We start from the raw sequence: 22,071 nt of genomic DNA, 5'->3' as shown, positions 1-22,071 counted from the left end.
CATGAACACCGTCAGCCCGGTACGCCGAGAAGAGGTCGTCGGCGCGCTGCGCCGCGGCACCGTGCCCCATGGCGGACTCGACCTGTTCGCCGTGGGGCTGGAACGCTTCGAGAGCGTCCTGGACAGGGAGCTGGACACCGTCACCGCCGGAGGCGCGGGATTCAAGGCGGTGCGCGGCGAGTACGGCTCCGGCAAGACCTTCTTCGTCCGCTGGCTGGGGGAGCGCGCCAAAAGGGCCAACTTCGCGGTCACCGAGATCCAGATCTCCGAGACCGAGACTCCGTTGCACCGGTTGGAGACCGTCTACCGGCGTCTGACCGAACGCCTCACCACCGCCACCCAGCCTCCCAGCGCGCTGCGCGAGATCGTGGACAACTGGGTTTACGCCCTGGAGGAGGACGTTCTGGCCGCCGGGGAGGTGGACGAGGACGACGAGGAGGCGCTCGACGCGGCCGTTCTGGAGCTGCTGGAGCGGCGCCTGGCCGAGGTCGCGGCCACCAACCCCGGGTTCGCCGCCGCCCTGCGCGGCTACCACCGTGCCCAGGCCGCAGGCGAGGCCGCCATCGCCGAGGCCCTCATCGCCTGGCTGGGCGGACAGCCCAACGTCGCCTCGGCCGCCAAGCGCTACGCGGGGATCAAGGGCGACCTGGACCACTTCGGCGCCCTGGCCGCGCTCAAGGGGCTGCTCGTGCTACTGCGCGACTGCGGTCACCCCGGGTTGCTGGTGGTCCTGGACGAGCTGGAGACCCTCCAGCGCGCCCGTACCGACACCCGGGAGAAGGGGCTCAACGCACTGCGTCAGCTCCTGGACGAGATCGCCAACAACCAGTTCCCCGGGCTGTACCTGGTGATCACCGGTACCCCTGCCTTCTTCGACGGGCCTCAGGGAGTCCAGCGCCTGGCCCCCCTGGCCCAGCGGCTGGCCACCGACTTCCTGCCCGACCCGCGCCACGACAACCTGCGCGCCGCCCAGGTCCGCCTCACCGGGTTCGACCTGGACAAGCTCCACGACCTGGGGGTGGCGGTACGTGAGCTGTACGCCGAGGGCGCGGACGATCCGCAGCGCGTACGCGGCCGGGTGGACGACAGCTACCTGCTGGCCTTCGCCGAGACAGTCGCGGGCGAACTGGGCGGCAAGGTCGGCATCGCGCCGCGTCTGTACCTGCGCAAACTCGTGGACGTCATGGACCGGGTGGACCAGAACCCCGACTTCGATCCGAGGCAGCACTACAGCCTCACCGTCGGCGGCAGCGAACTCACCGAGGTCGAACGCGGAGCCCACGTGCAGCGGGCCGCCAGCGCCGACGAGGTGGAGCTCGACCTGTGAGCGACGTTCCCCGGGATGCGGGCGAGGCGGACGAAACCGGCGCGGGTTCCGTGCCGGAGGGCGGGAACCCGGAGCCGGGCGGCACGGCCGGTCCCCAAGAGGACGCCGACGCCGCCGGGGGGCGTGGAAACCCTCCGGCGGACGGCGCGGCGGCGAGCAGCCTGGACCTGATCCACCCCACCCTGGCCCACCACGTCGTCAACACCCTGGGCTGGCCGGGCCTGCGCCCCCTGCAACGCGAGGCCCTGGCCCCGCTCATCGACGGCGACGACGCGGTTCTGCTCGCGCCCACCGCCGGAGGTAAGACCGAGGCGGCCCTGTTCCCGCTGCTCACCGCCATGGCCGGGCGGACCGGGGACGGGTTATCACTGCTGTACGTGTGCCCCATCAAGGCCCTGCTCAACAACCTGCTGCCGCGCGTGCAGGCCTACGCCGGGTGGCTGGGGCGCACCGCCGAGCTCTGGCACGGCGACGTCACCACGGCCGGACGCCAGCGCATCCTGCGTAACCGCCCCGACATCCTGCTCACCACCCCCGAGTCCCTCGAATCGATGCTGGTGAGCACCAAGGTTGACCACCGGGCGTTCTTCGCGAACCTGCACGCGATCGTGGTGGACGAGGTGCACGCCTTCGCCGGGGACGACCGGGGGTGGCACCTGCTCGCCGTCCTGGAACGGCTAGGTCGGGTGGCCGGGCGGCCCGTCCAGAGGGTGGGGCTGTCGGCGACCGTCGGCAACCCCGACGAGCTGCTCACCTGGCTCCAGGGATCGATGGTGGGCAAGCGCCCGGGACGGGTGATCGCCCCCGGGGTGCACCTGCCCTGGCTGGGGCAGGAGCCCGAGGATCCACCGCCCGGGGAGGTCGAACTCGACTACGTCGGTTCCCTGACCAACGCCGCCAAGGTCATCGCCGCGCTGCACCGGGGTGAGAAGCGGCTGGTGTTCTGCGACTCGCGCAAGTACGTGGAGGAACTCGGGCACGCGCTGTGGGGGCTGGGCGTGACCACCTTCCTGTCCCACGCCTCGCTGGCCCTGGACGAGCGTCGCCGTGCCGAGGCCGCCTTCGCTGAGGCCCGCGACTGCGTCATCGTCGCCACCAGCACTCTGGAACTGGGCATCGACGTCGGCGACCTGGACCGGGTCATCCAGATCAACGCCCCGGGAACGGTTGCCTCCTTCCTCCAGCGCATTGGAAGGACGGGGCGTCGGAGGGGGAGTGCCCGCAACTGCCTGTTCCTGGCCGTGGATCAGGCGGGGCTACTGGATGCGGCCGGACTGCTGCACCTGTGGGGACGGCACTGGGTGGAACCGGTCGTGCCCACCCCAGAGCCCCGGCACATCGTCGCCCAGCAGTTGCTGGCGCTGTGCCTCCAGGAACCCGAGGTGGCCGAGAACCTGTGGCCCGAATGGTGGGGGGACCTGGAACCCTTCCACCAGTGCGCGCCCATCGCCGCCCACCTGGTCCGGGAGGGCTTTCTCGACCTGGACGGCGGGCTGATGATGATCGGTCCCGAGGCCGAGAAGCGCTTCGGGCGCCGCCACTTCATGGAACTGACCAGCGTCTTCACCGCGCCGCCGCAGTTCACCGCCCTGCACGGGCGCGTCGAGATCGGACGGGTGGACCCCGCGTTTCTGGCCGCCGACGAGGAGCAGACCGGTCCGCGCCGCCTGCTGCTGGCCGGGCGCACCTGGATGGTCACCTGGGTCGACTGGCGTCGCCAGCGGTGCCAGGTGGAGCCGGTCGAGGGCGGCGGTGGCAAGGCCAAGTGGGATTCGGGCGGTCACCTGGGCTCGGTCTTCGAGCTCACCCGGGCCGTGCGCGAGGTGTTGCTGGGCGCCGACCCCAAAGTGAGGCTCACCCAGCGGGCGGCCAGGGCCCTGGCCCAGGCGAGGGAGGACCACCTCGACCTGGTGCACCCCGGCGGGTCGGTGATCGTGCGCGGGGTGGGCGGCGACCTGCGCTGGTGGACCTGGGCCGGGGCCAAGGCCAACCTGACCCTGATGGCCACCCTCGGGCCCGCGGCCGATCCCAAGCAGCAGCCGAGCGACGCCTGCCTGCGCCTGAACGCCGACCTGGACCCGCGCACCTGGGCGGCCGTCAGGCGCGGTGCGGCCGAGCGGATCACCCTGCCCGACGTGGCCGTGCGTGCCCTCAACGGCCTCAAGTTCAACGCCGCCCTGCCCAAGCACCTGGCCGAACGCACCCTGTCGGCGCGGCTAGCCGACGTGGACGGGGCGCGCGCTCTGCTGGACGAACCCACCCGCTTCGTTCAACTCTGACCCCGCTGTCCCCCAATCCGGCAACGAAGACAGGATCACCCATGGCGGTAGACACCTTCGACAGCACCAAGGAGTTCCTGGAGGAACTGCTCAAGAAAGTGGCCGACGGACGGATCCAACTCCCCGACTTCCAGCGAGGATGGGTGTGGTCCCATACCGGGATCGCCAGTCTCGTCGCCTCCATCTCCCAGGGATATCCGGTCGGTACGCTCATGTTCCTCCGGACCGGAGGGAAGTCCCGGTTCAAGCAGAGGGCGGTCGAAGGGGTGAGCCTTTCCGGTCCGAGGGAGGCCGAAACCCTCATCCTCGACGGTCAGCAGCGGATGACCTCCCTGTACCAGGCCGTCTCCCTCAGGGCCCCCGTCCAGACCCACGACGAGAGGGGGAAGAAGGCCACAGGCTGGTTCTACCTCGACATCGAGGCGGCGGTGGACCCGGAAGTCGACCGCGAGCAGGCCGTGAGGTTCCTGCCCGAGGACAGGATCGTCCGGAACTTCCGCAAGGAGGTCATCCTGGACTGTTCCACCCCGGAGAAGGAGTACGAGGCCAAGCTCTTTCCCCTCAACCAGATCCTGGACTCCAGTGACTGGGCGGAGGAGTTCCGGGAGCACTACGACTACGCCAAGCCCGTCCGGGATCTGTGGAAACTCTTCGACACCGAGGTCGTCAAGCGTTTCGAGAAGTACCAGCTCCCGCTGATCGAACTCGGCAAGGAGACACCGCGTGAGGCGGTGTGCCAGGTCTTCGAGAAGGTCAACACCGGCGGTGAGGCGCTGACCGTGTTCGAGCTGTTGACCGCGACCTTCGCCGCTGACGAGTTCGAGTTGCGTCCGGACTGGGAGGAACGGCGGAACACGTGGCTCAGGGACAGCCGCTACAGGGTGCTCGAACAGGTGAAGGACACCGACTTCCTCCAGACCGTCACACTGCTCGCCACCCAGGAACGGAACCACGTCTGGCGGGCGGGAGGCGGGGACCCGGACCGGGCGCCCAGGGTCGGGTGCCGTCGCACGGAGATGCTGAGGCTCTCCCTGGAGGACTACCGGGGGTGGGCGGACAGGACGGTCGAAGCGATGCTGAGGGCCGCACGGTTCCTGTACGGCCAGTGCGTGTACGACACGAAGTTCCTGCCCTACGGAACCCAGATCATTCCCCTCGCGGCGATCTTCGCGACCCTCGGCGAGGAGGCGGAGACACCCTTCGCGCAGGAGAAGATCTCGCGGTGGTTCTGGTGCGGGATCCTCGGTGAGATGTACGGGGGTAGCACGGAGTCCCGCTTCGCCAGGGACCTGCCCGATGTCGTCTCCTGGGTGCGAGGTGAGGCCTCCGTACCGCGCACGGTCGAGGAGGCACAGTTCTCCGCCGGACGCCTGGAGACCCTGCGCACCCGCAACAGCGCTGCCTACAAGGGCATCTACGCTCTCCTGCTCAAGCGCGATATCAGCGACTGGCGGACGGGGACGAACATCAAGGAGGACACCTACTTCGATCACGCCGTCGACATCCACCACGTCTTCCCACAGAAGTGGTGCGAGGACCAGGGCATGTCACGTGACTGGTATGACAGCATCGTCAACAAGACGCCCCTGTCGGCCACGACCAACAGGTCCATCGGAGGACATGCGCCCAGCTCCTATCTTGAGCGCCTCCAAGGGGCCACGAAGAGCTCCTCCGAGCAGATGGACTCCTATCTGGAACGACACCTGATCGACCCCGTGCACCTGCGCTTGGACGACTTCGAGGCCTTCTACGAGGCTCGTTCCGCGCTCCTGATCAACCTGGTCGCCGAGGCTATGGGCAAGCCCGTCACCCCAGTGGAGGAGTAGGGGCCAAGGGCACGGCCCTGCCTCCCCCATGGGTGGCGGGCCGTGCCCGAGAGAATCCCCGTATCCACGGAAAGCACGGAGACGGGCACCGACGCGGAAGGCATCCGAGATCGACACGGCCTCCGGCACAGCCGAGGAAAGGTAGGAACTCCGTGCCCACAGAATCCGTACCGCTTTCACTTCCTCCAGGTATCGAGGCGTTCGTGACCTACCCGGAAGGAAAGGGCCCTGGCCGCGACCGTAAGGGGCGGCTGAGAGTGCGCCGGGTCACCCTCACCGCCGAACACCGGGGACAGGGCTTCGACCCTCCGGCTGATCTGTCCAAGAAGGACCTGGTCTGGCTGCTCAAAACCGGCCATGGCAAGCGGTTGTGGAAGGGCATCGAGACGCGTTGGGGCGCGAAAGCCGGGACACGACTGGAGAAACTGGTCCGATGCGGGGCGATCACGGTCGACGTCCCCGTGGACGACCATCGGCGCGTGGGCGTGCCCATCTCGTTCTCCCTAAGCGATGCGTGGGCCCAGTTCGCCCCCGACAAGCTGAGGGACCTGACCGGAAACGAAGAACCGGCTACGGCACGCGGGGCTCTGCTCGAACTCATCTCCGAAGTCGAACAACTGAAGGATGAGTACGTACTCCTGGCGGCACAGGACCTCGACGCTCCCTTGTCGGCCCCGGAGAGCTCGCAGACGGGGACTTCGTCCTGGTCCCCCTACGAGTTCGCGCTGCGTCTGGCGCACTGGTGGTGGACCGAGCACGACCGCACCCGAACGCCGGTGCCCACCGAGGCCCTGGCGCATTCACATGCCCACAGCAGGGGGACCAAGGAGAACTGGAGGTCTCCGGCACGTATCCAAGCGTTCGAGAACCTCATGGGAGCGCCTTTCTCCGATTTTTTCGAGGGAGTCGACTACGACATCCGGGTGCGCGGTCCACTGAGCTGGTTCGACGGGACGACTCTGGCCGACGCGCGTGCGGCCCGGCCGTGGGTGGCGCTGCCCTCCAACGGTGTACGCATCATGGGTGCCGTGGAAACCGCTGGAGCGGTGGGGGTGCTCGTGGTGGAGAACCAGCAGACCTTCCACGTGGTGAGTAAGGAGGAGCGCATCACCCGGGAATGGATCTGTGTGTGGGGCAAAGGGAAGGCCAGCACCGGTGTCATCGAGTTCCTCCGTCTCCTGGCCCCGCTACCCGTCGCCGCATGGGGCGACCTGGACGCCTCCGGCATCGGCATCATCGTGGACATCGAGCGCCGCGTCGGGCGTCCGGTGCATCCCGTCGGAATGGACGCCCACTACTGGCTGTACGGCCCCTACCTGCGCATCGCCGAGAAGAACCGTCAGGACAACATCGCCTTGGCCGACTCGCTGCTCGACCGGGTCCCAGCCGGGTTGAAGCCGTTGACCGAACAGATCGCCAGCCATCCCGAACACGCGGGGAAGGTCCTCGAACAGGAGGGGCAGCATCCCAAGGTCCTGCCCCTCCTGCCGGGACTACTCGACCAGGTCCTCGACGCCCACCGTGCCGAGTCCTGAACGGTTGGCCCGTAGCCAGTAGGCGATGTGTTCCACCCGCCGGGAGCGCTTGTCGTATCCCCACGAACGGGTCGGCCGGTTGTGGGGATCGTTGGGCGAGGCGTGGTGGAACCACAGGATCTGCCCGCAGTGCCCGGCGGCGTCCTGGATCACGCTGTCCTGACAGGTGCCGAGAATGGTGACCTGCTTGTCCACCGCCACCTGTTGCAGCGCCCGGAGCACGTCCTTGCGGTTCTCGTCCCCCAGGCTGTTACCGAGTTCGTCGAGGATGAGCACCCGCCCCGGGGTCTCGTCGTCGGCCAACAGCGCGGCCAGGGCCAGTTGGATGGCGAAGACCTTGATCTGCGCGCCGTTGGCCACCTGGCGGTAGGAGATGTAGCCGCCCTGGTGTGACCGCATCCACTTCGGGGTGACGTTGACGGTCCACCCGGGTGACTCCTCGGACGGGGCGCGCACATCGATGTCCAGGGTCGCGCCGAACCCTCCTTCCCGCTTGAGGTCGAGTTCGTTGAAGCGTTCGCGGATCCTGGCCATGGCCCGGTCGATGGACCCCTCCACCATCTGCCGGGTCTTGTCCAGGGCGAGGGCCAGGGACTCGGCCTCCTGGCGGGACTCTCCGATGGCGAGTTCCCGGGCGGCGCGATTGCTGGCGATGCGCTCCTCCAGGACCTCGTCCAGATCGCGCTGGCTGTCCAGGAAGTCCCGGAGGGGGCCGGTGACGATCTTGAACTCCTCGCGGTCGGCGCTGGGACGAAGACGCTCGGACAGCCTGTGGTCGTTGTTGAGCAGTGTGGTGAGTTCTACGGGAGCGGTGGCCGATTGGGGAGCGATCCGGGCCAGAGCCCCGTTCAGGGCACCTACCGCACGGTCGCGCCAGGCGTCGGACGAGCGGGCGACCTCCGCGGTCGCCTCCGGGGAGTAGACGAGGTGGCTCGCGCTCTCGACACTGCGCTGCCATGCCTGTTCCCAGGCCTCCAGCCCGATGTTCTCCCGCTCCTTGCTCACTTCCTGGTGTCGCTTGGCCAGTCCTTTGGCCTGTTCTTCGTACTGTTTGAGGGCCTGCTCCGCGAGTTCGACGTCTTTGGTGTGGTTGTCCAGAGCGCTTTTCGCGCGTGTGTAGGCGGTGTCGGCGCGGTTCCACTCCTCCTCCAGGGAAGCGGTTCGCTCCGCGGCTTCGGCGACCTTCTCCTCGGCAGTGACCAACTCGGTTTTACACCGGGCGAGCTCGGAGGCGGCCACAGCCGACTCGAGCGCCTTCTCGGCGTGCTTCTTGGCCTCGATCGCCTTCGTGTGGGTGCGGGCCGCCTCCTCCAGCGCTGTGCGCGCCTGCTCGTAGGCCCGTCGGGCCGCGGCCAACCGCGCCTCCCTGCCGGTGACGGGGTCGGTGAACCCACCCAGAACCCATTCGCCCAGCTCCGTGTCCCCGGACCTGTCAGGTGAGCCCTCGTGGGAGTAGCGCTCCTGGACGGCGTGGAGGAACCCCGTCAGCGGAACAGGAGAACTGATCCCTTCGACAGGCGCGTGGCCAGGACTGCCCAGAGGGTCGGTGAGAACCACGGAGATCCCCGGGTGCTGGGAGAGCGAGCCGAGGACGCGGTCGGCGTCCTGCGGGGCCACGGCGACGGCGTTGCGGAAACGCCACAGCCGGGGCTCCCACACCCTACGGGCCTGCTCCGCCAGACTCAGACAGTCCAGCAGACCCCAGGCTCGTACCCCCGCGTGGGTGAGTGCGGCGAGGGCTTCCCCCACCGTTCCGTCCCGCCCGTCGGTCACCCGATCCAGGTGCTCGGTCGCCGCGGTCAGGTTCTCCTCGGCGCGTTTGCGATCCGTCGCCGCAAAGGTCAACCGCTCGTCGGCCTGGCGGAGCCGGGACCGGCACTCCTCGACGGGGATCCCGGTGTCACCCTGCGCCGCGTCGATGAGCTCACGTCGGCGGTCGAGCAGAGCGTTCCGGACCCCTTCGAGCCTGCCCCGCTCCTGGGTGCTGGCCTGCTTTCGCTGATCGATCTGGTACCGGACGTTCTGAGCCTCGCCCAGACGCTCCTTCAGATCCTTGCGCCGTTTGAGGACCTGGAGTGCCTCCTGAGCCCGTTCCCGACCCTGTTCGGCGTCATGGAGGTCATCGGCGATCTTCTTCAGGCGTTCCGCGCCCCTCCTGTCGTCGCCCCGCTTCTCCAGGAAACCGGCCGCCAGGTGCAGTTCCCAGTGGCGTTCGCCGTCCTTCAGTCTCGTCCTGGCCTCGTGCCGCTGTTGGACCATGGACAGCTGCTCTTCCTCGATGATCCGGCTGCGGCGGTCCTCGTCCAGCCGCTGCTGGAGCTGGCCGGACGCCACCGCGAACCTGCGCCTGTCCTCCACTTCCTCGGTCAGGAGGTGTTCACGCCCGGTCAGAGCGATCAGTGCCTGTCCGATGTCGGCGGGGGACATCGAGGTCATCTGCTGGGAGAGCAGGGAGGGCACGGGGGGTCTCATAGGAGTGTCCAGGTAGGCCAGGCACCGGGGAGCCTCCCCGTACAGCTCCGAGCCCAGGTTCCGTGCTCCGCGCTCGTTCTGTTTCGGCAGCTGATCCCAGAGGGTGTCGGCCTCCTCCATCCGGGCCTGTTCGGTGTCGGAATGCGCCACGTGCAGACCGGGAACCCAGCGCATCCGCACGTACGGGGGTCGGTTGCCGATGCGAACCCACACGGTGAACGGGTCGTCTCCCTCGTCGGAGAGGAAGACGCCCACGATGTAGCCGTGGTCGAACCCGGACCGCCAGCGTCCGAACCCGGCTGCCTCCGGGCTGAACAGGAGCTTGGCGGCGTACTGGCCGTCCCGTTCCAGCCGCCACTGGGGATCACCCAACAGGAGGGAGACGGCACTGAGGAAGGTGGTCTTGCCCGAACCGTTGGAGTCGTGCTTGGGGCCCTCACCGGAGACCGCCACGAACGAGGAGGGGACGATGGGAACCGGATGGGTGGTCAACCTGCCGATGTCGAAGGTCTGGACGGCCACCAGGCGTCGCGCGCCCACCACACCGGTTCTGCTGTCGCGTCCTTCGAGAGGGTGGTCTTCCTGGGTGGAGAACAGGGTCACGGGCTTTTCTCCTCACGGGAGTGTGCTGCGGAGAAGAGGGTGGTGGGAGGGTCCTCTGACAGGCCGACCGAATGACGGCGCCGGATGACCTGGGCCATGGTCCCGCGGGGATCGGCGACCAGGACCAACTGTTCCCACAGACGGGCTTGAGCGGCGGGGGTGAGCCGGTCCAGGGCGGAACCGGGACACACGTGGCTCTGGCCCTGCCCGGCGAAGCGCACCAACCGCCGATGAGCCAGCAGACGCAGGGAGCGCGACACCACGCCGTCCGGTATCTGGGAGTGCTTGAGGGTTCCCCGCAGCACGGGTTCGCCACCGCTCCAGGAGGTTTCCGCGAGGCGTCCCCTGGCGCGGGGTATGGCGACGCAGTGCAACAGCACCAGCGTGAGTACTGACCGCTCCCGCGCGGGGAGGAGACCGATGCCCTCCTCGACGAGGGAGTCGGCGATGTCATCGGCGTATCCCGACAGGTACCCGTGATCGACGCATACCAGCACACGACCGGCGTTGTCGAGGCACTCGGCCACACACGCGCGCAGGTCGGGGTCCAGCAGGGCCTGGAAGGCACGCTCAGGCACCGGGGTTTCGGAACTCTCGACCGCGGCGACCGCATCGAGCACCTGTGTCTGGAGCCGGGGAGAAAGCCGACCGAACACACTCATGTGCCCTCCTCGTTCGGGTCCGTGTTCACTGGACGTGGAAGTAGCTCGTGAACGCTGCGCAGGATGTCCACCTGGGCGCTGGTCAACACGGCGGTCTTCGGACCGAGGCGAATAGTTCCGCTCTTCCGCTCAATCCACAGAGCTTCGGACAGATGACCCAGCGCGGTCCGGTAACCGCCCAGAGCGGTGCTGCTGCGGTTGCCTCGGGCCACGGCGACCGTTTCCAGGAGCAAATCCTCGTCACACGGTTCGCCGGGCCAGGGATGGTCGTGGACGTCGGGCCAGCAGCAGCCCAGGCACGCGGCGAAGACGACCAGTTCCGTCTGGGGCGCCTTCCTACGGATGATCCCCGAGCCGGGGTCGGTTGAGGGCTCGTGGCCGTCGAGCCAGCCCAGAGCCAGCCGGGAGAGGCCGTGGTGGGAGACCTCGACCAGCCTGCGTCCGGTGAGCAGGGCGGCGCCGACCAGCTGATCGGGGACACCGTACGAGTCCTGGGCGGACACACCGGTGGCCCGCATACGAGCCAGCGTGAGGCGCGCGGTCCTCCTGTCATGTTCGGCCATCGCCTTGCCCCTCCTCGTTCTCCTCACCATCGGCGGCCGAGGTGGTTTCGAAAGTCGGCGGGATTGGCGGCATCGGTGGGTCCGCGGGGGCACGTTTGAGCTCTGCCTCCGACAGGTAGGTGATGCCGTCAACAGAGCTGACGTAGAGGTCGTCCATCGTGGCCACCCAGTAGGGACTGTCCTTCTCCTGGCCCTCGTTGATGAGCTGTGTCAGCTTCTTGGCGGCCTCAGGCCACCCGAGGGAACGCAGGTAGTCCGTCAACGACGTGTTCGGACGCTCGTCCAGAACGAGTTCGGCCACCCTACGTGCCTCGTCGCGTCTGGAACGGACCTTGTCCTCGATGCGGGCGAGCGGGTCGTCGGTGGCCACGGGATGTTCGACACGAGCGGGCTTGGGTTGTGGCTGCTCGTCGGGGTTGAGCTCCTTGACCGCCTCCACCACGGCGGACTCGAAGACGCCCGGGTCAGGTAGGTCCACGACAACATGGGTGAACACTTCGGCCAACAGGTCCGGTGGAGCCTCCATGGCCGCGGTAAGGTACTGCTCGTGGTGCAGGATCCGGAAGTCCTCGCTGCGCGCGCCCTCGTCCAGGAGTCGGCCCAGGAAACGAATACAGGCACTGACGTAGCGCTGAGCCGACGTGGTCACCGTCACGGCCATCCCGTCCAGGGCGGGGAAGAGTTCGGTGACCATGCGGGTCAGGGACTCCACGTGTGACATCAGTTCCGGGTGTTCGTGGTGTCGACGCTCCCGGATGAGCTCGGTCAGGGGGCGGGTGGACACGATCGCGGACAGGTGATCCGTCACGACGGTGAGCATGCGCCGACAACGCACCAGAGAGGCACGTACGTCCTCCTCCCCGGCGCCGTGTTCGATGGCGGTGCGCGTGCCGTCGAGCAGGGCGAGGATCTCCGACACTCCACCCCGGTCCCGCAGGCGCTGTGCGACGAGCACTCCGGCCATGCTGATCGGATGCAGGATGTAGTGGTCCTCGCGTTCCTTGCGGAAAGCCGGGAGGAGCATGCGCAGCTTGCGGAACGTGGTGAAGCGCTGCTGGAAAACTTCCTCGTCACACAGGTGTGAGCAGGCGTTCCACAGCTCTCCTCGGCTGAGACCGCCTTCCGCGGCGGTCGCCGAGTACGCGGCGAACACCGCTTCGGCGATTTCCAGGAGGCCGGGGTCCTTGATGACGGCATCGCTGTCCTTGGCCAGGGGAGCGATGAAGGCAGCGAGGTGCTCGTTGCCCGAGTGGTCGGGATCGTTGTCGGAGAAGAGGTCGGGCTGCACGATGAGGTTGTCGGTCTCTCGGGTGAGTGCTCGAGCGGGGAGAGGAACATGGGGCGGATGTCAGTCAAACAGAAGCGGGTTTTCCATGTCGGCCTTTTGTGGAATTACCTGCTACGTGGCGGTACGTCTCCAGGTGGGTTCCCTGCACGTGGAGCGGTGCCGTTGGAGGGCATGTCATACGGATAAGACGACGCAGGTACATCGTCTGCGGACTCATGCTGCTCTCCGTCGAGTTGATCGGCCAGTTCCGACTGTCCGGCCCTTCTGAGCAGAGCGTCGACAGTCATGACCAGGTTCTTGTAGTCGCCCGGCTTGTTCTCTCGGTCACGGATGGCGGAAGCGATGATTTCGGCAATTTTGGTCGATTTGTCCCGTGGACAGTCGCCGTTACCGACAAGGGGGAGAAACAGCGTGTCGAATGCCTTCTGCGCCTCCTCGGACACGCCGTGGTTCTCCACCCACCACAGACGTGCGCTGGCGGTGTTGTGGAGGATCCTGCGGGAGAAGTGATCGAGTCGGTCGCTCTGGAAGGCCAGATCACCGTGCCGCAGGCGGCGGGCGGTGTGGTATTCGTTCACCCGTTCGCGGTCCGCTCGGGACAGGCGTAGCCGTACCCGGGCCCGGACCTGGAGTCCGGGGGATTCCCTGAGTGGTGACTTCCGCCAGTCAGTGAGTGCCAGGGAGACACGTTCACCGAGGGCATGGTCCTCACCGGGTAGGGAAGTTCGGGTGAGGTCACGAGCGATCAGGTACACCGAGTGGGTGGCGGCCAGGCGTAGAGCTGGGCGCTCGGCACGGGTGGTCCGGTGCTTCGTCCGGTAGCGGACATGGCCGTACATCCGTAGGGAGACACCCGGGATGGCTGTGGCCAGGCGGGTGCGGATCCGCACCCGCCTGCCGTTGTTCTCGGAGGTGATCATGTGTGGACTGAGGGTTCCGGCCGACCCAGGCTGCGAGCGACCGCCCGGTCCCAGAGGTTGAGCCAGTAGGGGTCCTCGTACTTGTACTCCTGGCCGACGGAGTGGAGGATGGGGCCACTGTAGGCATCGACGAGCAGGTCGGTGACCTCGTCGCCGAAGTCACCGAAGTGACCGGCCTTCACCTGCTCTCCCCAACGCTCCAGCGCATGGTGAGTGGAGAGCCCGGCTTCCTTGTGGCTGATCAGGAGACGCAGTGAGCCGGACAGTGAGTCCTTGTGGGAGCCCTCGGCAAGGCGCTCGGCACTCTCACCCAGGAGGACTCGGGAGCCCGGACCGCTGTGGGCGAGGGCGAGCAGGGTGCCAAGGCGGGCGCGGTCGTTGTCGGGCTTCTCCAACCACTCGCGCAGCGGCTCGTTGACGTCGGTGTGCCTCGCCAGGATCCTCGCCAGGGCGTCACGGAGGGGCTCGAACCCGAAGGAGGCGTTCGCCGCGACCAGGCGCAGTCGTGTCAGGGCGACCTTGGGCTTGTGGACGCCCAGTTCGCCGCCGCAGATGTCGGCGACCAGAGTCAGGGTGTCGGTGTCGGACTGGTTCTTGGCCCAGTTGTAGAGCTGACCGCGCATGTAGGTGCCGGACGAGGAGGCCAGAGACGCGCTGGTGAGGACCTCCACTGCCAGAGGGTGGTGCTCGCCGACGAGGGATTCGCGCAGGGTCTGGAACAGAGCACGGTCGGAGTGGGTCACGGCGAGGTCGACCACACGGTGTGCGACCAGGCGTGTCTCGTCCCCGTTCAGTTCACCGGACTGCAGGACGTCCTTGATCCATCGCCTGAGCGTGAGGCGTCGACTGCTGTAACCAGCCCACAGATGGTTCAGCACCGCCATGTCGAGGGCCTCGGGACGTTCCTCGAAACGGGCGAGGCCGTTCTCCTCCTCCACGCCGGCCAGGTGGAGCTTGTGTAGCGCGGAGGGTTCGGTGAAGACGTCGGCATCGCTGCGCTTCACACCGGCCGCGTCCAGGAAACGGTCGGAGCTCTGGATGACGGACTGGGGGCGGCAACCCTCGTGCAGGGCCCCGGACCAGACGACGGAACGTGCGATCGCCTGACCGTGCTGGATGCCGTCGAAGTCATCCTTGGGGGCCAGCAGTTCCTCGATACGCGAGCGCCAGCCGGTGAACTGGTTGCTGAGAGCCGCGATTTCACTGCTGGGGTCGTCCGAATCGCTCAGGCGGAGCAGGTGCTCGGCGAGGTTCCCGGCGTCGAGTGCGCGTGGCTTGTGCTTCCAGACCTCGGTCAGGTGGTTTCCGTCGAGCCACTTGACGAGATCATCCCGACGTTGCTCGTCCAGGCGGCGTCGAACGAGTTCACGGCCGTCAGGTGCTGAGAGATCGACCGTGAAGGGGCGTGCGCCCTCGGTCCACCTTCCCTTCCACACGTCGGGATTGGTGATCACGACTAGGAGTTGGTCGTTCCCGCGAACCTGTTCGCCGTAGGCAGCGAGTGCCTGTCCGAAGCGATCGTCGGGTTCCTTGTCCGAAGGTGAGGACATGTCGAGGATGCATCCGTGTTTGGCCAGTTGGGGCAGGAGCCTGACCTCCGGCTTGGGCCAGTCCGCCTCCAGGTCCACGAACTGCCTTTCGGAACCCAGCACCGTGCGCAGCAGCCACAGCGCGGTGGTGCGTCGGCCCGTGCCAGGAGGGGCCTTGAGCACCAGGACACCGTTGTCCGCCAGGTACTCGGGGAGAACGCTCCAGTTCTCGGTGGCGTCCGGTTCCACGTACAGGCCGTCCTGGAACAGGGCGAACTCGGGCTCTTCGACAGGGGTGGGAGGCAGGAAGCCCCGTTCGAAGAAGTACTGGTACTGGCCCAGGAACCCCTGCCCCCCGGTCGCGACGTCCATATCGAACTGGGACTGGGAGGAGGCCTGCCCGGTCGTGGTCGCGGTGTCCTCGGTCATCGGTTACCTCCCGGATAGCCGCCGAAGTTGTGGAAGGTCTGCTGCTGTCCCTGAGCAACGGGTCCGCTCCCGTTGCTGATGAAGGACACCGGTGACACCGGAGCGCTCTGTTGGGCGGCCTCCGCCTGCTCCGGTTCCTTGCGAACCGGCGGTTCGGAGATCAGCAGCCCGGGGTCCGCCAGCCTCCAGTCCAGGCCGGGAACGTGGACCCAGGCGGGCTTCTCGAAGGCCTTGACGCGGACCAGACTCCGGGCGAACTCCTCCGGGCCGACCCCGCCGGTGGGCTGTCCGCTGGCGAAGACGTCCTCGTAGGCGCGTTCGGAGACGATCATCGCCAGCGGGGTGAGCTCGGGAGTGGCCCGTGAGAGGAGACCGCGAAGCCTGCTGTCGTCCAGGAGACGGTGGGTCTGCACCATCGGGTCGCCGATACCGCTGTCCGGGAGCGGGCCGACATGGACGCTCACCCGCAGCTGGAGCGGCCTGCCGTCCGGGCGCGGGCGGTTGCGGAGCAGTTCGTGCAGGGACCGGGGGAAGCAGCCGACCAACGCGGGCAGGCACTCCGGGCTGACCCCCGCCACGTAGCCGTCGCCGGTGTGCTGACCGAAGTAGCGCCGCTCCCACGAGGAACTGAGGCCGATCGTGGACATGGCCTCGGAGAGCAGAGTGCGGATGTCCTGGTTGACCTGCTGCATCCCGGTGCTGTTCAGTGAGCTGAAGTCGCGTGCGTCCACCGCCACGACGGCCCGGTAGGGCCACAGCTTCTCCCATTTCCAGATGTTCATGTCCCCTCCAGGAAGAACGGTTTCTTGGTGACAGGAAGAGCATGGTTCGACTTCTCTGGCGGGACCGTCTGATTCTGGACGTTGCCGAGTGGATCAGCTCACATCGCGCAGTTCCTGTGGTGCGTAGCTCTCCAGGCCGGCCTGATTCAGTACTTTGATGACCTTGCGTCCGATTTCTAGGAGATTGAGGTTTTTGAGGCGTCGAAGGGCTTCGCTCGCGGTGGCCCGGCTCATCTTCAGCATGAAACCCAGTTCCTCGCGGTCCATCCCCATGTGGATGACCGTGGTCCCCTCGTGTGGCTCGCCGACCTCGTTCGCCAGTTCGGCGAGGAAGCGAGCCATCCGCACGTCCGGAGCGTGGCACAGCAGATTGCGCAGGTGTCGCTCCCTCTGGCGGGAACGCGTGACCGAGAGTCGGTAGATGGCTCCGTGCAGGTCGCAGCGGTCCACGAGGGAGCGGAACGCCGGTGCGGAGATCGTGTGGCCGACGCACCTGGTGGTGGGCCACACCGACGCGCTGCGGGGTTCGTTGAGGAGGACGCCCATCTCGCCGAGCAGTTCGCCCGGGCCGCGTAGTGCCAGGGGAACCTGTCGGCCGTCGATCGTGTCCTCGGTGACCTTGACTGTGCCCTCGGTCAGCGCGATGGCGAAGGTAGAGGACTCTCCCTGGTGCATCAGGGGTACGCCGGGAGTGAAGGCGCGGCGGGCTCCACCGAGTACGAGTTCGTTCCAGTCGGTGGTGGAAATGCTCTCTCGCAAGTTCACGTCGATACCCTCCGGTCTGACGGGAAAGTGGGCGGCGACCAGGATTGTGTCAAACGCGTCGGACATTCCCAGAGGGCAGAGGTGGGGTATGCGGATGCCGTGGATCAGTCGTGATTGAAAAACCGTACGCTAGTTCTATTTTCTGATGGCCTGCACTTTGCGTGAGAAGTGGTTCCAGAAGCGCTCCTTGCTCTTTCGCTTCGGTGAAATCGCAGGTGTGGTATCGAAAATGAAACTTATGTACGTCCCACGAACGTGGGTTGCGCGAGGGGTACGTAGCGGTTCTGTGGCGGCGGCTGACGTGGATGGTCGCTACCAGGGTCAGCTGGCCGGATGTGGACGCTCCGAACTGGTCACACACTTTCTCGACGGGACCGGGCTCCGGGAAGACGGGTCCATGTCCCTGAACCCTGGTGCTCTCTCCGACACGGCGTTCCTGATGGCCAAGGCCGTCAAGCAGCGGCGCATGGATCTGTTCGACGTCGGCGGCCGTAACACGTTGCTGTACTTTCGCGACCTGAAGATCGGCACACTTGACCTGGCCGGGGTTGGCCTGAAAGCGCTGGACACCCTCCTCCTGGGCAGGCCGGTGGAGATCCTGTTACACCCTGTTCGGAACGTCGCTCTGGTCCTCGTCCGTTCTTGTATCTCCCGCTTTCCTGTTCTGGGAAGGCAGGAACGCCTGCCCTTGAGGACACGGGAAAGTGCCCGCTCCCGGGGTACCGGGCCCCACCACCACAGAGGCACTGTGGAGAGCGGCCCGTCGTGCCCAGAGCCACCCCCCCATGCTCTCTCCCGGAGGCTCCGTGAAGCACAGTGAACGCTGTGAGCAGGCAACGAAACCCAGGTGCGTCTGTTCCGCCTGCGGAGGAAGTCAACACGGATGGATCGGTCACCTCAGACGTGCGGAGGGCCCGCCGGAGGCGGTCAGGGTCCTACGTGAGTCGGCCGATCAGGTGTGGTGGGACCAGAGAAGACGGCACAGGGAGAACGGCCGCAAAGCACCGACCCGGTACCTTCGACAGGCCGGGGGCGGCGTCGCCGTCGCAGCCCTGGTCACCTGGCTCGCGGACGAGAAGGAGACACGGAACCGGGTCGGTGAGCTCGGTAACGGACTCCACGTTGACGTGTTCGACCGTGATCTGCGCCGTTACGCCACGGAGCGCGCCGAGGAGGATCCCGCCTTCGCGGACTACGGCAGCGCGATGGCCGGACACTTCTGGTGCGACCTGCTGACCGAGATCGCGAACGTCCTGGACCGGGGCGGCGACCAGCTCGACAGGGTGCCCGCGGTCGCCGGGGAGGCGCTCTTCGCCGCGGAGGAGCCTCCAGGGTGGGGGTCGGTGCGAACGGAGCTCGCGAAGGTGGCTCTGGGGTTTCTCTGGAAGTGCTTCCAGTGGTTCCTGAACGCCGACCCGAAGGCCCTGGCGTTGCAGTTGCGCGTCCTCGCTGTGCTCATCTGCCCTGACGCGGGTGCGCATCCCAGGGTCGCCCGGTGCTGTCTTCTCCCGTTGGTGAAGGAGACCCTGGGCGAGACGCTGGGAACCAGCCTTGAACCCGACTGGCTCTGGGGAGGGAACACCTGGAAGTGACGGTGTTCGGCCTACCAGAGGCCTTGTGGGTGGTCGAAGCGGTCGGCTCCCCGGCGTTCTCTCCCAACCGGACCTCTCACCAGGGCCGATCCAGGGTCCAAGGACACCTCCTCCCGCGTTGAGGGGGCGCCCGACGGCCGCCTCCTCGTCCCTGCCCGCCGTCCTGAGAACGCCTCCCCCGTTCGTTAGCTGTGGTCTCCGTCCAGCGCTGCACCGAGAGCCGCCAGGATGTCGCCGTCCCCACGGTCGGTCAGGTGTGCCCGGACCTGCTGCGCGGAGGCGTCGGGAGCCAGACCGATCGCTGCGGCCAGGGCAGTCACCGCGTCGGAACCGGAGAGCGGCTTGGCCACACCGGCCAGGTACAGGGCACGGGACAGCGGATCGGTCGGTGCCGGGTCGGCCGGGAGTACCCGGCACAGCACACGGTCCTGGGAGAGGGTGAGGAAGGCGTGGTCGCCCTCGGCGGCGTCCTCCTCATGGAGGAGGGGGCGGATCGAGCTCATCAACGGCTGGTTCTTCCAGGTCGCCATGGCTTCGCGGGCGCCGATGAGCACAGGCAGCCGTACTCCCGGACGCATACCCGCCCATGAGGCGAAGCCGCTGGGGATCGGAAAGCCCGAACCGCGCAGGTGCTCCGCGTTGACGTCCAATCGAAGCCACCAGGTGCCCTCAGCGTCCCGGAAGCAGCGCCGGGCCCGCTCGACGGTGCGCCGGGGGCGGTAGGAGCTGTGGGCGCTGGCCGCCGAGCCGTCAAGGAGCCCGACCCAGCCGGGGCGGGGACGCGCGAACCCGCTGCCCGCCGCCATGGCCCGGATGGACTTGTCCGAGATGTCGAATCGGCTCGTGATGGTCTCGGCGAGCTCGGTCACGTGCATCTCGCCACCAGCACGCTCCAGTTCGCTGCGTATCGTCTCCTCGATGCCCAGGTACTCTTCCCCGCCCCAGGACCGTAGGGCGAACACACGCCGGTCCCGGCGCATGACGCGCTCGTCGTTGCGGATCCGTTCGCGGAAACCGGACTCGTTGAAGTCCCCGCCGACGTGGGCGATGAGTTCGTCGACGTGCAGCGGCCGACCCATCGCGGACAGGACCGCGACCGCCTTGTCCGGAAGGCTGCGTCCCCACCGGACGAGGTGGTCGTTCACGACGCGGGTACGAGGCAGGGTGTCGAGCCACATCCGTGCGTGTGTGGGGAGGACCCCCGCCCCGTGGGCCGACCCCAGGGCCTCGTCGAGCGGAAGGGCGGTCCTGGTCTCCAACAGGCCGGTCACGTGTTCGGCGAGGGTGTCGGCCGCCTCGGTTACCAACCAGCCCTCCACGGTGCGGTGTCCGGGCAGCAGGGTAAGGACGACGCGTCCCAGCGGGATGCCCAGGGACGGCACGGTGAGGGAGTGCTCGGGGCGCAGCGACCAGAAGGCCTCCAGCGGCGAGGCCGCCCCCAGTTCGGCGGCCACCGATTCCACCTGAGCGCGCAGGGACTCGCCGAAGGGTGACTCCAACCAGGAACGCAGGTCCTGCTCGACCTGCTTGTGGATCTGACGGATGCGTTCCCGGGTCACCCCGAAGTTCGCGCCGATCGTGTCCAGGGTGTCGGGTGTGTCGGTGAAGATCCGTCGAGAGGCCACAGCCCGGTGCCGTTCGTCGCCGACCGCGAACCAGGAGTCGATCTCGGCGAGCAGGGAGTTGGCGGAGTCTGTCTCCTCGGTACCGGTCGAGGACCCCGAGTCCTGGAAGAGACCGGGGCGTGGGCGGTCCTCCCGGACGGAAGCGGTGGACCCCTCGGGCGCGGGTGCACGAGGTGGCGACTCCGCGGTGTGGGTGAAAACTGAAGGGGCCGGCTCGGGTTCTTCGACCGGTCGGCGCGGTTCGGACGCCTCTTCGTCCGTGCGGCCTTCGGAGAGGTCATCCCCGACCAGGTCCCGTGGCAGCCGTTCGAGGACGGCCAGAAAGGCGTCCTTGACCGTTTTCCGGGCGGCGTCGGCGTTCGCTTCCGCGGTCAACCGCCACAGGGGAGTGGCGAGGAACCGGTGCGTCTCGGCGCTTCCCGCGCCCTCCGTCTCCGCGATGCCGGACACGTACAGCGCGGGCATCAGCTCGCCCAGGGGTTGCCCCTCCCAGCGCAGGAGAGCGAGCAGTGCCAGCCCCGAGGCGAGGTGGTCGGCGCCGACCCGCCCCAGCACGAGTGGCAGGCGCAGTCGTCGCCACCAGTGCTCCTCCGGGAGGGAGGGGTGGCCGATCGCCTCGGCGACCAGATCGTCGCAGACGTGGTCGAGGGCGGGCACGAGGTGGGTGAGGCGGAAGTCAACGGGTCGGGTCAAGAGGGGGTCTTTCGCTCGTATGGCAGGGGGCGGGATCCACGTTAGGGGTACCAGACGACATCCCCGTCGTTCTTCGTCCAGCAGGGACATGCGCCGCCCCGCCCGGCACACCCATGAGGACCAGAAACACGTGTTCACCAGGGTCGGCAGACCAAAGAGCCGCTGACCTCGTCAGGCATCGGCGGCGCGGGAATCGTGGAGTGCGTCCAACGACGTCACTCCGCACACCCGCTGTTCCCGGACCGAGCAGGTGTCGCAGCTCTGGCAGCGCCGTGTGGCGACCCGCTCGGTGTTGCCGTGCGTGGCTTGGGCGGGAGAGCCCCCGCTGAGACGGCGCCACAACCGCGGGCCGGGCTGGAGGATCCAGCCCCACAAGGGCGCCTTGATCGCGGAGTCGGACTGGTGCAGGCAGCCCGGGCGGTGGACCACGCCGCGAGGTGAGATGAGGATGGTGCCCCCTGGAAAGTGCGCATCATCCAGGGAGGAACCACCGTCCTGTCCGCAGGGGGTTCGGGCCTCACGCACGAGCGAGCACGCGCAGCCGCCGCCGACGGGGAGTCCGCGGAAGTCACAGCGTTCCATGGCCTGATCATGCACGGGCCTGATGACGAACGGGCCCCGCAGCGCTTTCCGGGCCGACACCGCACAGTTGTTGTGCCAGTTCGGGCGGGGTGTGGCCGTTTCCGGCCATGCCCTGCCTTGTCTCGTGCCGGTTTTACTGGAGGATCTGGCATGTACCGGCTTCGGGCTCCGCCGGTGGGATCAGGCCGATCTCGCCGTGCAGGCGGCGGTACTCACCGCCCCGGAGGTGGGCGGATCGGGCCGTCGGGCACACTGGCGTGGTGACCACCCCAGGGGAGGACGGATGAACGAGGCGGCGATCCGCGTCTACGGGGCCGACTGGTGCCGGGACTGCCGACGCACGAAGAAGCAGCTGACCGAGCTGGCGGTGCCCTTCGAGTACATCGACGTCGAGCACGACCCGGCGGCGACGGAGCGGGCCCGGGAGATCTCGGGGCGGACGAACATCCCGGTGGTCGTCTACCCGGACGGGACCCACCACGTCGAACCGGACAACGCGCGGGTCGAGGCCAAGCTCCGCGAGCTGTCGTTGATCTGACGGCGGTGTCGCCACTCCTGGGCGTGCTCGGCTGGCTGCATGAGCGGACCGGGCGTTCGCA

At 67.6% G+C, this 22,071-nt stretch carries 16 protein-coding genes; 6 read left to right on the top strand and 10 right to left on the bottom strand.

The genetic code is table 11. The features are described 5' to 3' along the window. Position 1: 1 nt before the first annotated feature. The 4 genes from brxD (at position 2) to AC0T5L_RS10270 (ending at position 6,967) form a co-directional block, all read left to right on the top strand. The gene (brxD, locus tag AC0T5L_RS10285) at positions 2-1,327 is read left to right on the top strand and encodes a BREX system ATP-binding protein BrxD (protein WP_476165185.1); all 1,326 of its coding nucleotides are present in this window, start codon (positions 2-4) and stop codon (positions 1,325-1,327) included. Between the two features lie 161 nt (positions 1,328-1,488). Further along, positions 1,489-3,606: a DEAD/DEAH box helicase gene (locus AC0T5L_RS10280; protein WP_476165217.1), complete on the top strand. Its 2,118-nt coding sequence runs from the start codon at positions 1,489-1,491 to the stop codon at positions 3,604-3,606. Positions 3,607-3,647: 41 nt separating this feature from the next. Beyond that, positions 3,648-5,432, top strand: coding sequence for a GmrSD restriction endonuclease domain-containing protein (locus tag AC0T5L_RS10275; protein ID WP_476165184.1), 1,785 nt, complete (start codon positions 3,648-3,650; stop codon positions 5,430-5,432). 203 nt (positions 5,433-5,635) lie between these two features. Beyond that, the gene (locus AC0T5L_RS10270; protein WP_476165183.1) at positions 5,636-6,967 is read left to right on the top strand and encodes a Wadjet anti-phage system protein JetD domain-containing protein; all 1,332 of its coding nucleotides are present in this window, start codon (positions 5,636-5,638) and stop codon (positions 6,965-6,967) included. On the opposite strand, the gene AC0T5L_RS10265 is transcribed toward AC0T5L_RS10270, so the two are convergent. The 8 genes from AC0T5L_RS10265 to AC0T5L_RS10230 all read right to left on the bottom strand — a co-directional run bounded on the left by AC0T5L_RS10265 (position 6,926) and on the right by AC0T5L_RS10230 (position 16,974). Next, complete coding sequence (locus AC0T5L_RS10265) at positions 6,926-10,042, bottom strand: hypothetical protein (RefSeq protein WP_476165182.1); 3,117 nt, start codon at positions 10,040-10,042, stop codon at positions 6,926-6,928. The two genes, AC0T5L_RS10270 and AC0T5L_RS10265, sit on opposite strands and share 42 nt — an antisense overlap. Further along, entirely contained in the window at positions 10,039-10,704 is a 666-nt protein-coding gene (locus tag AC0T5L_RS10260) for a hypothetical protein (protein ID WP_476165181.1), read from the bottom strand. Before AC0T5L_RS10260 ends, AC0T5L_RS10265 begins: the two co-directional genes overlap by 4 nt. Further along, positions 10,701-11,267, bottom strand: a complete 567-nt coding sequence (locus AC0T5L_RS10255) for a hypothetical protein (protein WP_476165180.1) — start codon at positions 11,265-11,267, stop codon at positions 10,701-10,703. Before AC0T5L_RS10255 ends, AC0T5L_RS10260 begins: the two co-directional genes overlap by 4 nt. Continuing rightward, positions 11,254-12,555, bottom strand: coding sequence for a hypothetical protein (locus AC0T5L_RS10250; RefSeq protein WP_476165179.1), 1,302 nt, complete (start codon positions 12,553-12,555; stop codon positions 11,254-11,256). The genes AC0T5L_RS10255 and AC0T5L_RS10250 overlap by 14 nt, the downstream gene beginning before the upstream one ends. Positions 12,556-12,659: 104 nt before the next feature. Then, positions 12,660-13,133 carry a hypothetical protein gene (locus tag AC0T5L_RS10245; protein ID WP_476165178.1) on the bottom strand — a complete coding sequence of 158 codons (474 nt, stop codon included), beginning with the start codon at positions 13,131-13,133 and terminating at the stop codon, positions 12,660-12,662. A 338-nt stretch (positions 13,134-13,471) separates the two neighbouring features. After that, the gene (locus AC0T5L_RS10240) at positions 13,472-15,433 is read right to left on the bottom strand and encodes a hypothetical protein (RefSeq protein ID WP_476165177.1); all 1,962 of its coding nucleotides are present in this window, start codon (positions 15,431-15,433) and stop codon (positions 13,472-13,474) included. After that, complete coding sequence (locus AC0T5L_RS10235; RefSeq protein WP_476165176.1) at positions 15,430-16,215, bottom strand: hypothetical protein; 786 nt, start codon at positions 16,213-16,215, stop codon at positions 15,430-15,432. The genes AC0T5L_RS10240 and AC0T5L_RS10235 overlap by 4 nt, the downstream gene beginning before the upstream one ends. 93 nt (positions 16,216-16,308) lie before the next feature. Then, positions 16,309-16,974, bottom strand: coding sequence for a Crp/Fnr family transcriptional regulator (locus tag AC0T5L_RS10230; RefSeq protein ID WP_476165175.1), 666 nt, complete (start codon positions 16,972-16,974; stop codon positions 16,309-16,311). Between the two features lie 962 nt (positions 16,975-17,936). On the opposite strand from AC0T5L_RS10230, the gene AC0T5L_RS10225 reads away from it, so the two are divergent. Further along, positions 17,937-18,572, top strand: a complete 636-nt coding sequence (locus AC0T5L_RS10225; protein ID WP_476165174.1) for a hypothetical protein — start codon at positions 17,937-17,939, stop codon at positions 18,570-18,572. Positions 18,573-18,757: 185 nt separating this feature from the next. Here AC0T5L_RS10225 and AC0T5L_RS10220 read toward each other — a convergent pair whose 3' ends face one another. Then, complete coding sequence (locus AC0T5L_RS10220) at positions 18,758-20,890, bottom strand: sigma factor-like helix-turn-helix DNA-binding protein (protein ID WP_476165173.1); 2,133 nt, start codon at positions 20,888-20,890, stop codon at positions 18,758-18,760. A gap of 171 nt (positions 20,891-21,061) precedes the next feature. Next, positions 21,062-21,319 carry a hypothetical protein gene (locus AC0T5L_RS10215; RefSeq protein WP_476165172.1) on the bottom strand — a complete coding sequence of 86 codons (258 nt, stop codon included), beginning with the start codon at positions 21,317-21,319 and terminating at the stop codon, positions 21,062-21,064. A 436-nt stretch (positions 21,320-21,755) separates the two neighbouring features. On the opposite strand from AC0T5L_RS10215, the gene AC0T5L_RS10210 reads away from it, so the two are divergent. Next, a complete protein-coding gene (locus AC0T5L_RS10210; RefSeq protein WP_476165171.1) occupies positions 21,756-22,010 on the top strand; it encodes a glutaredoxin family protein in 255 nt (84 codons plus the stop codon). Positions 22,011-22,071 lie beyond the last annotated feature (61 nt).

This window comes from Nocardiopsis sp. TRM 82005, from assembly GCF_056312425.1.
Note: the sequence above shows the minus strand (reverse complement) of the source record. Positions and strands in the feature narration are given on the sequence as shown.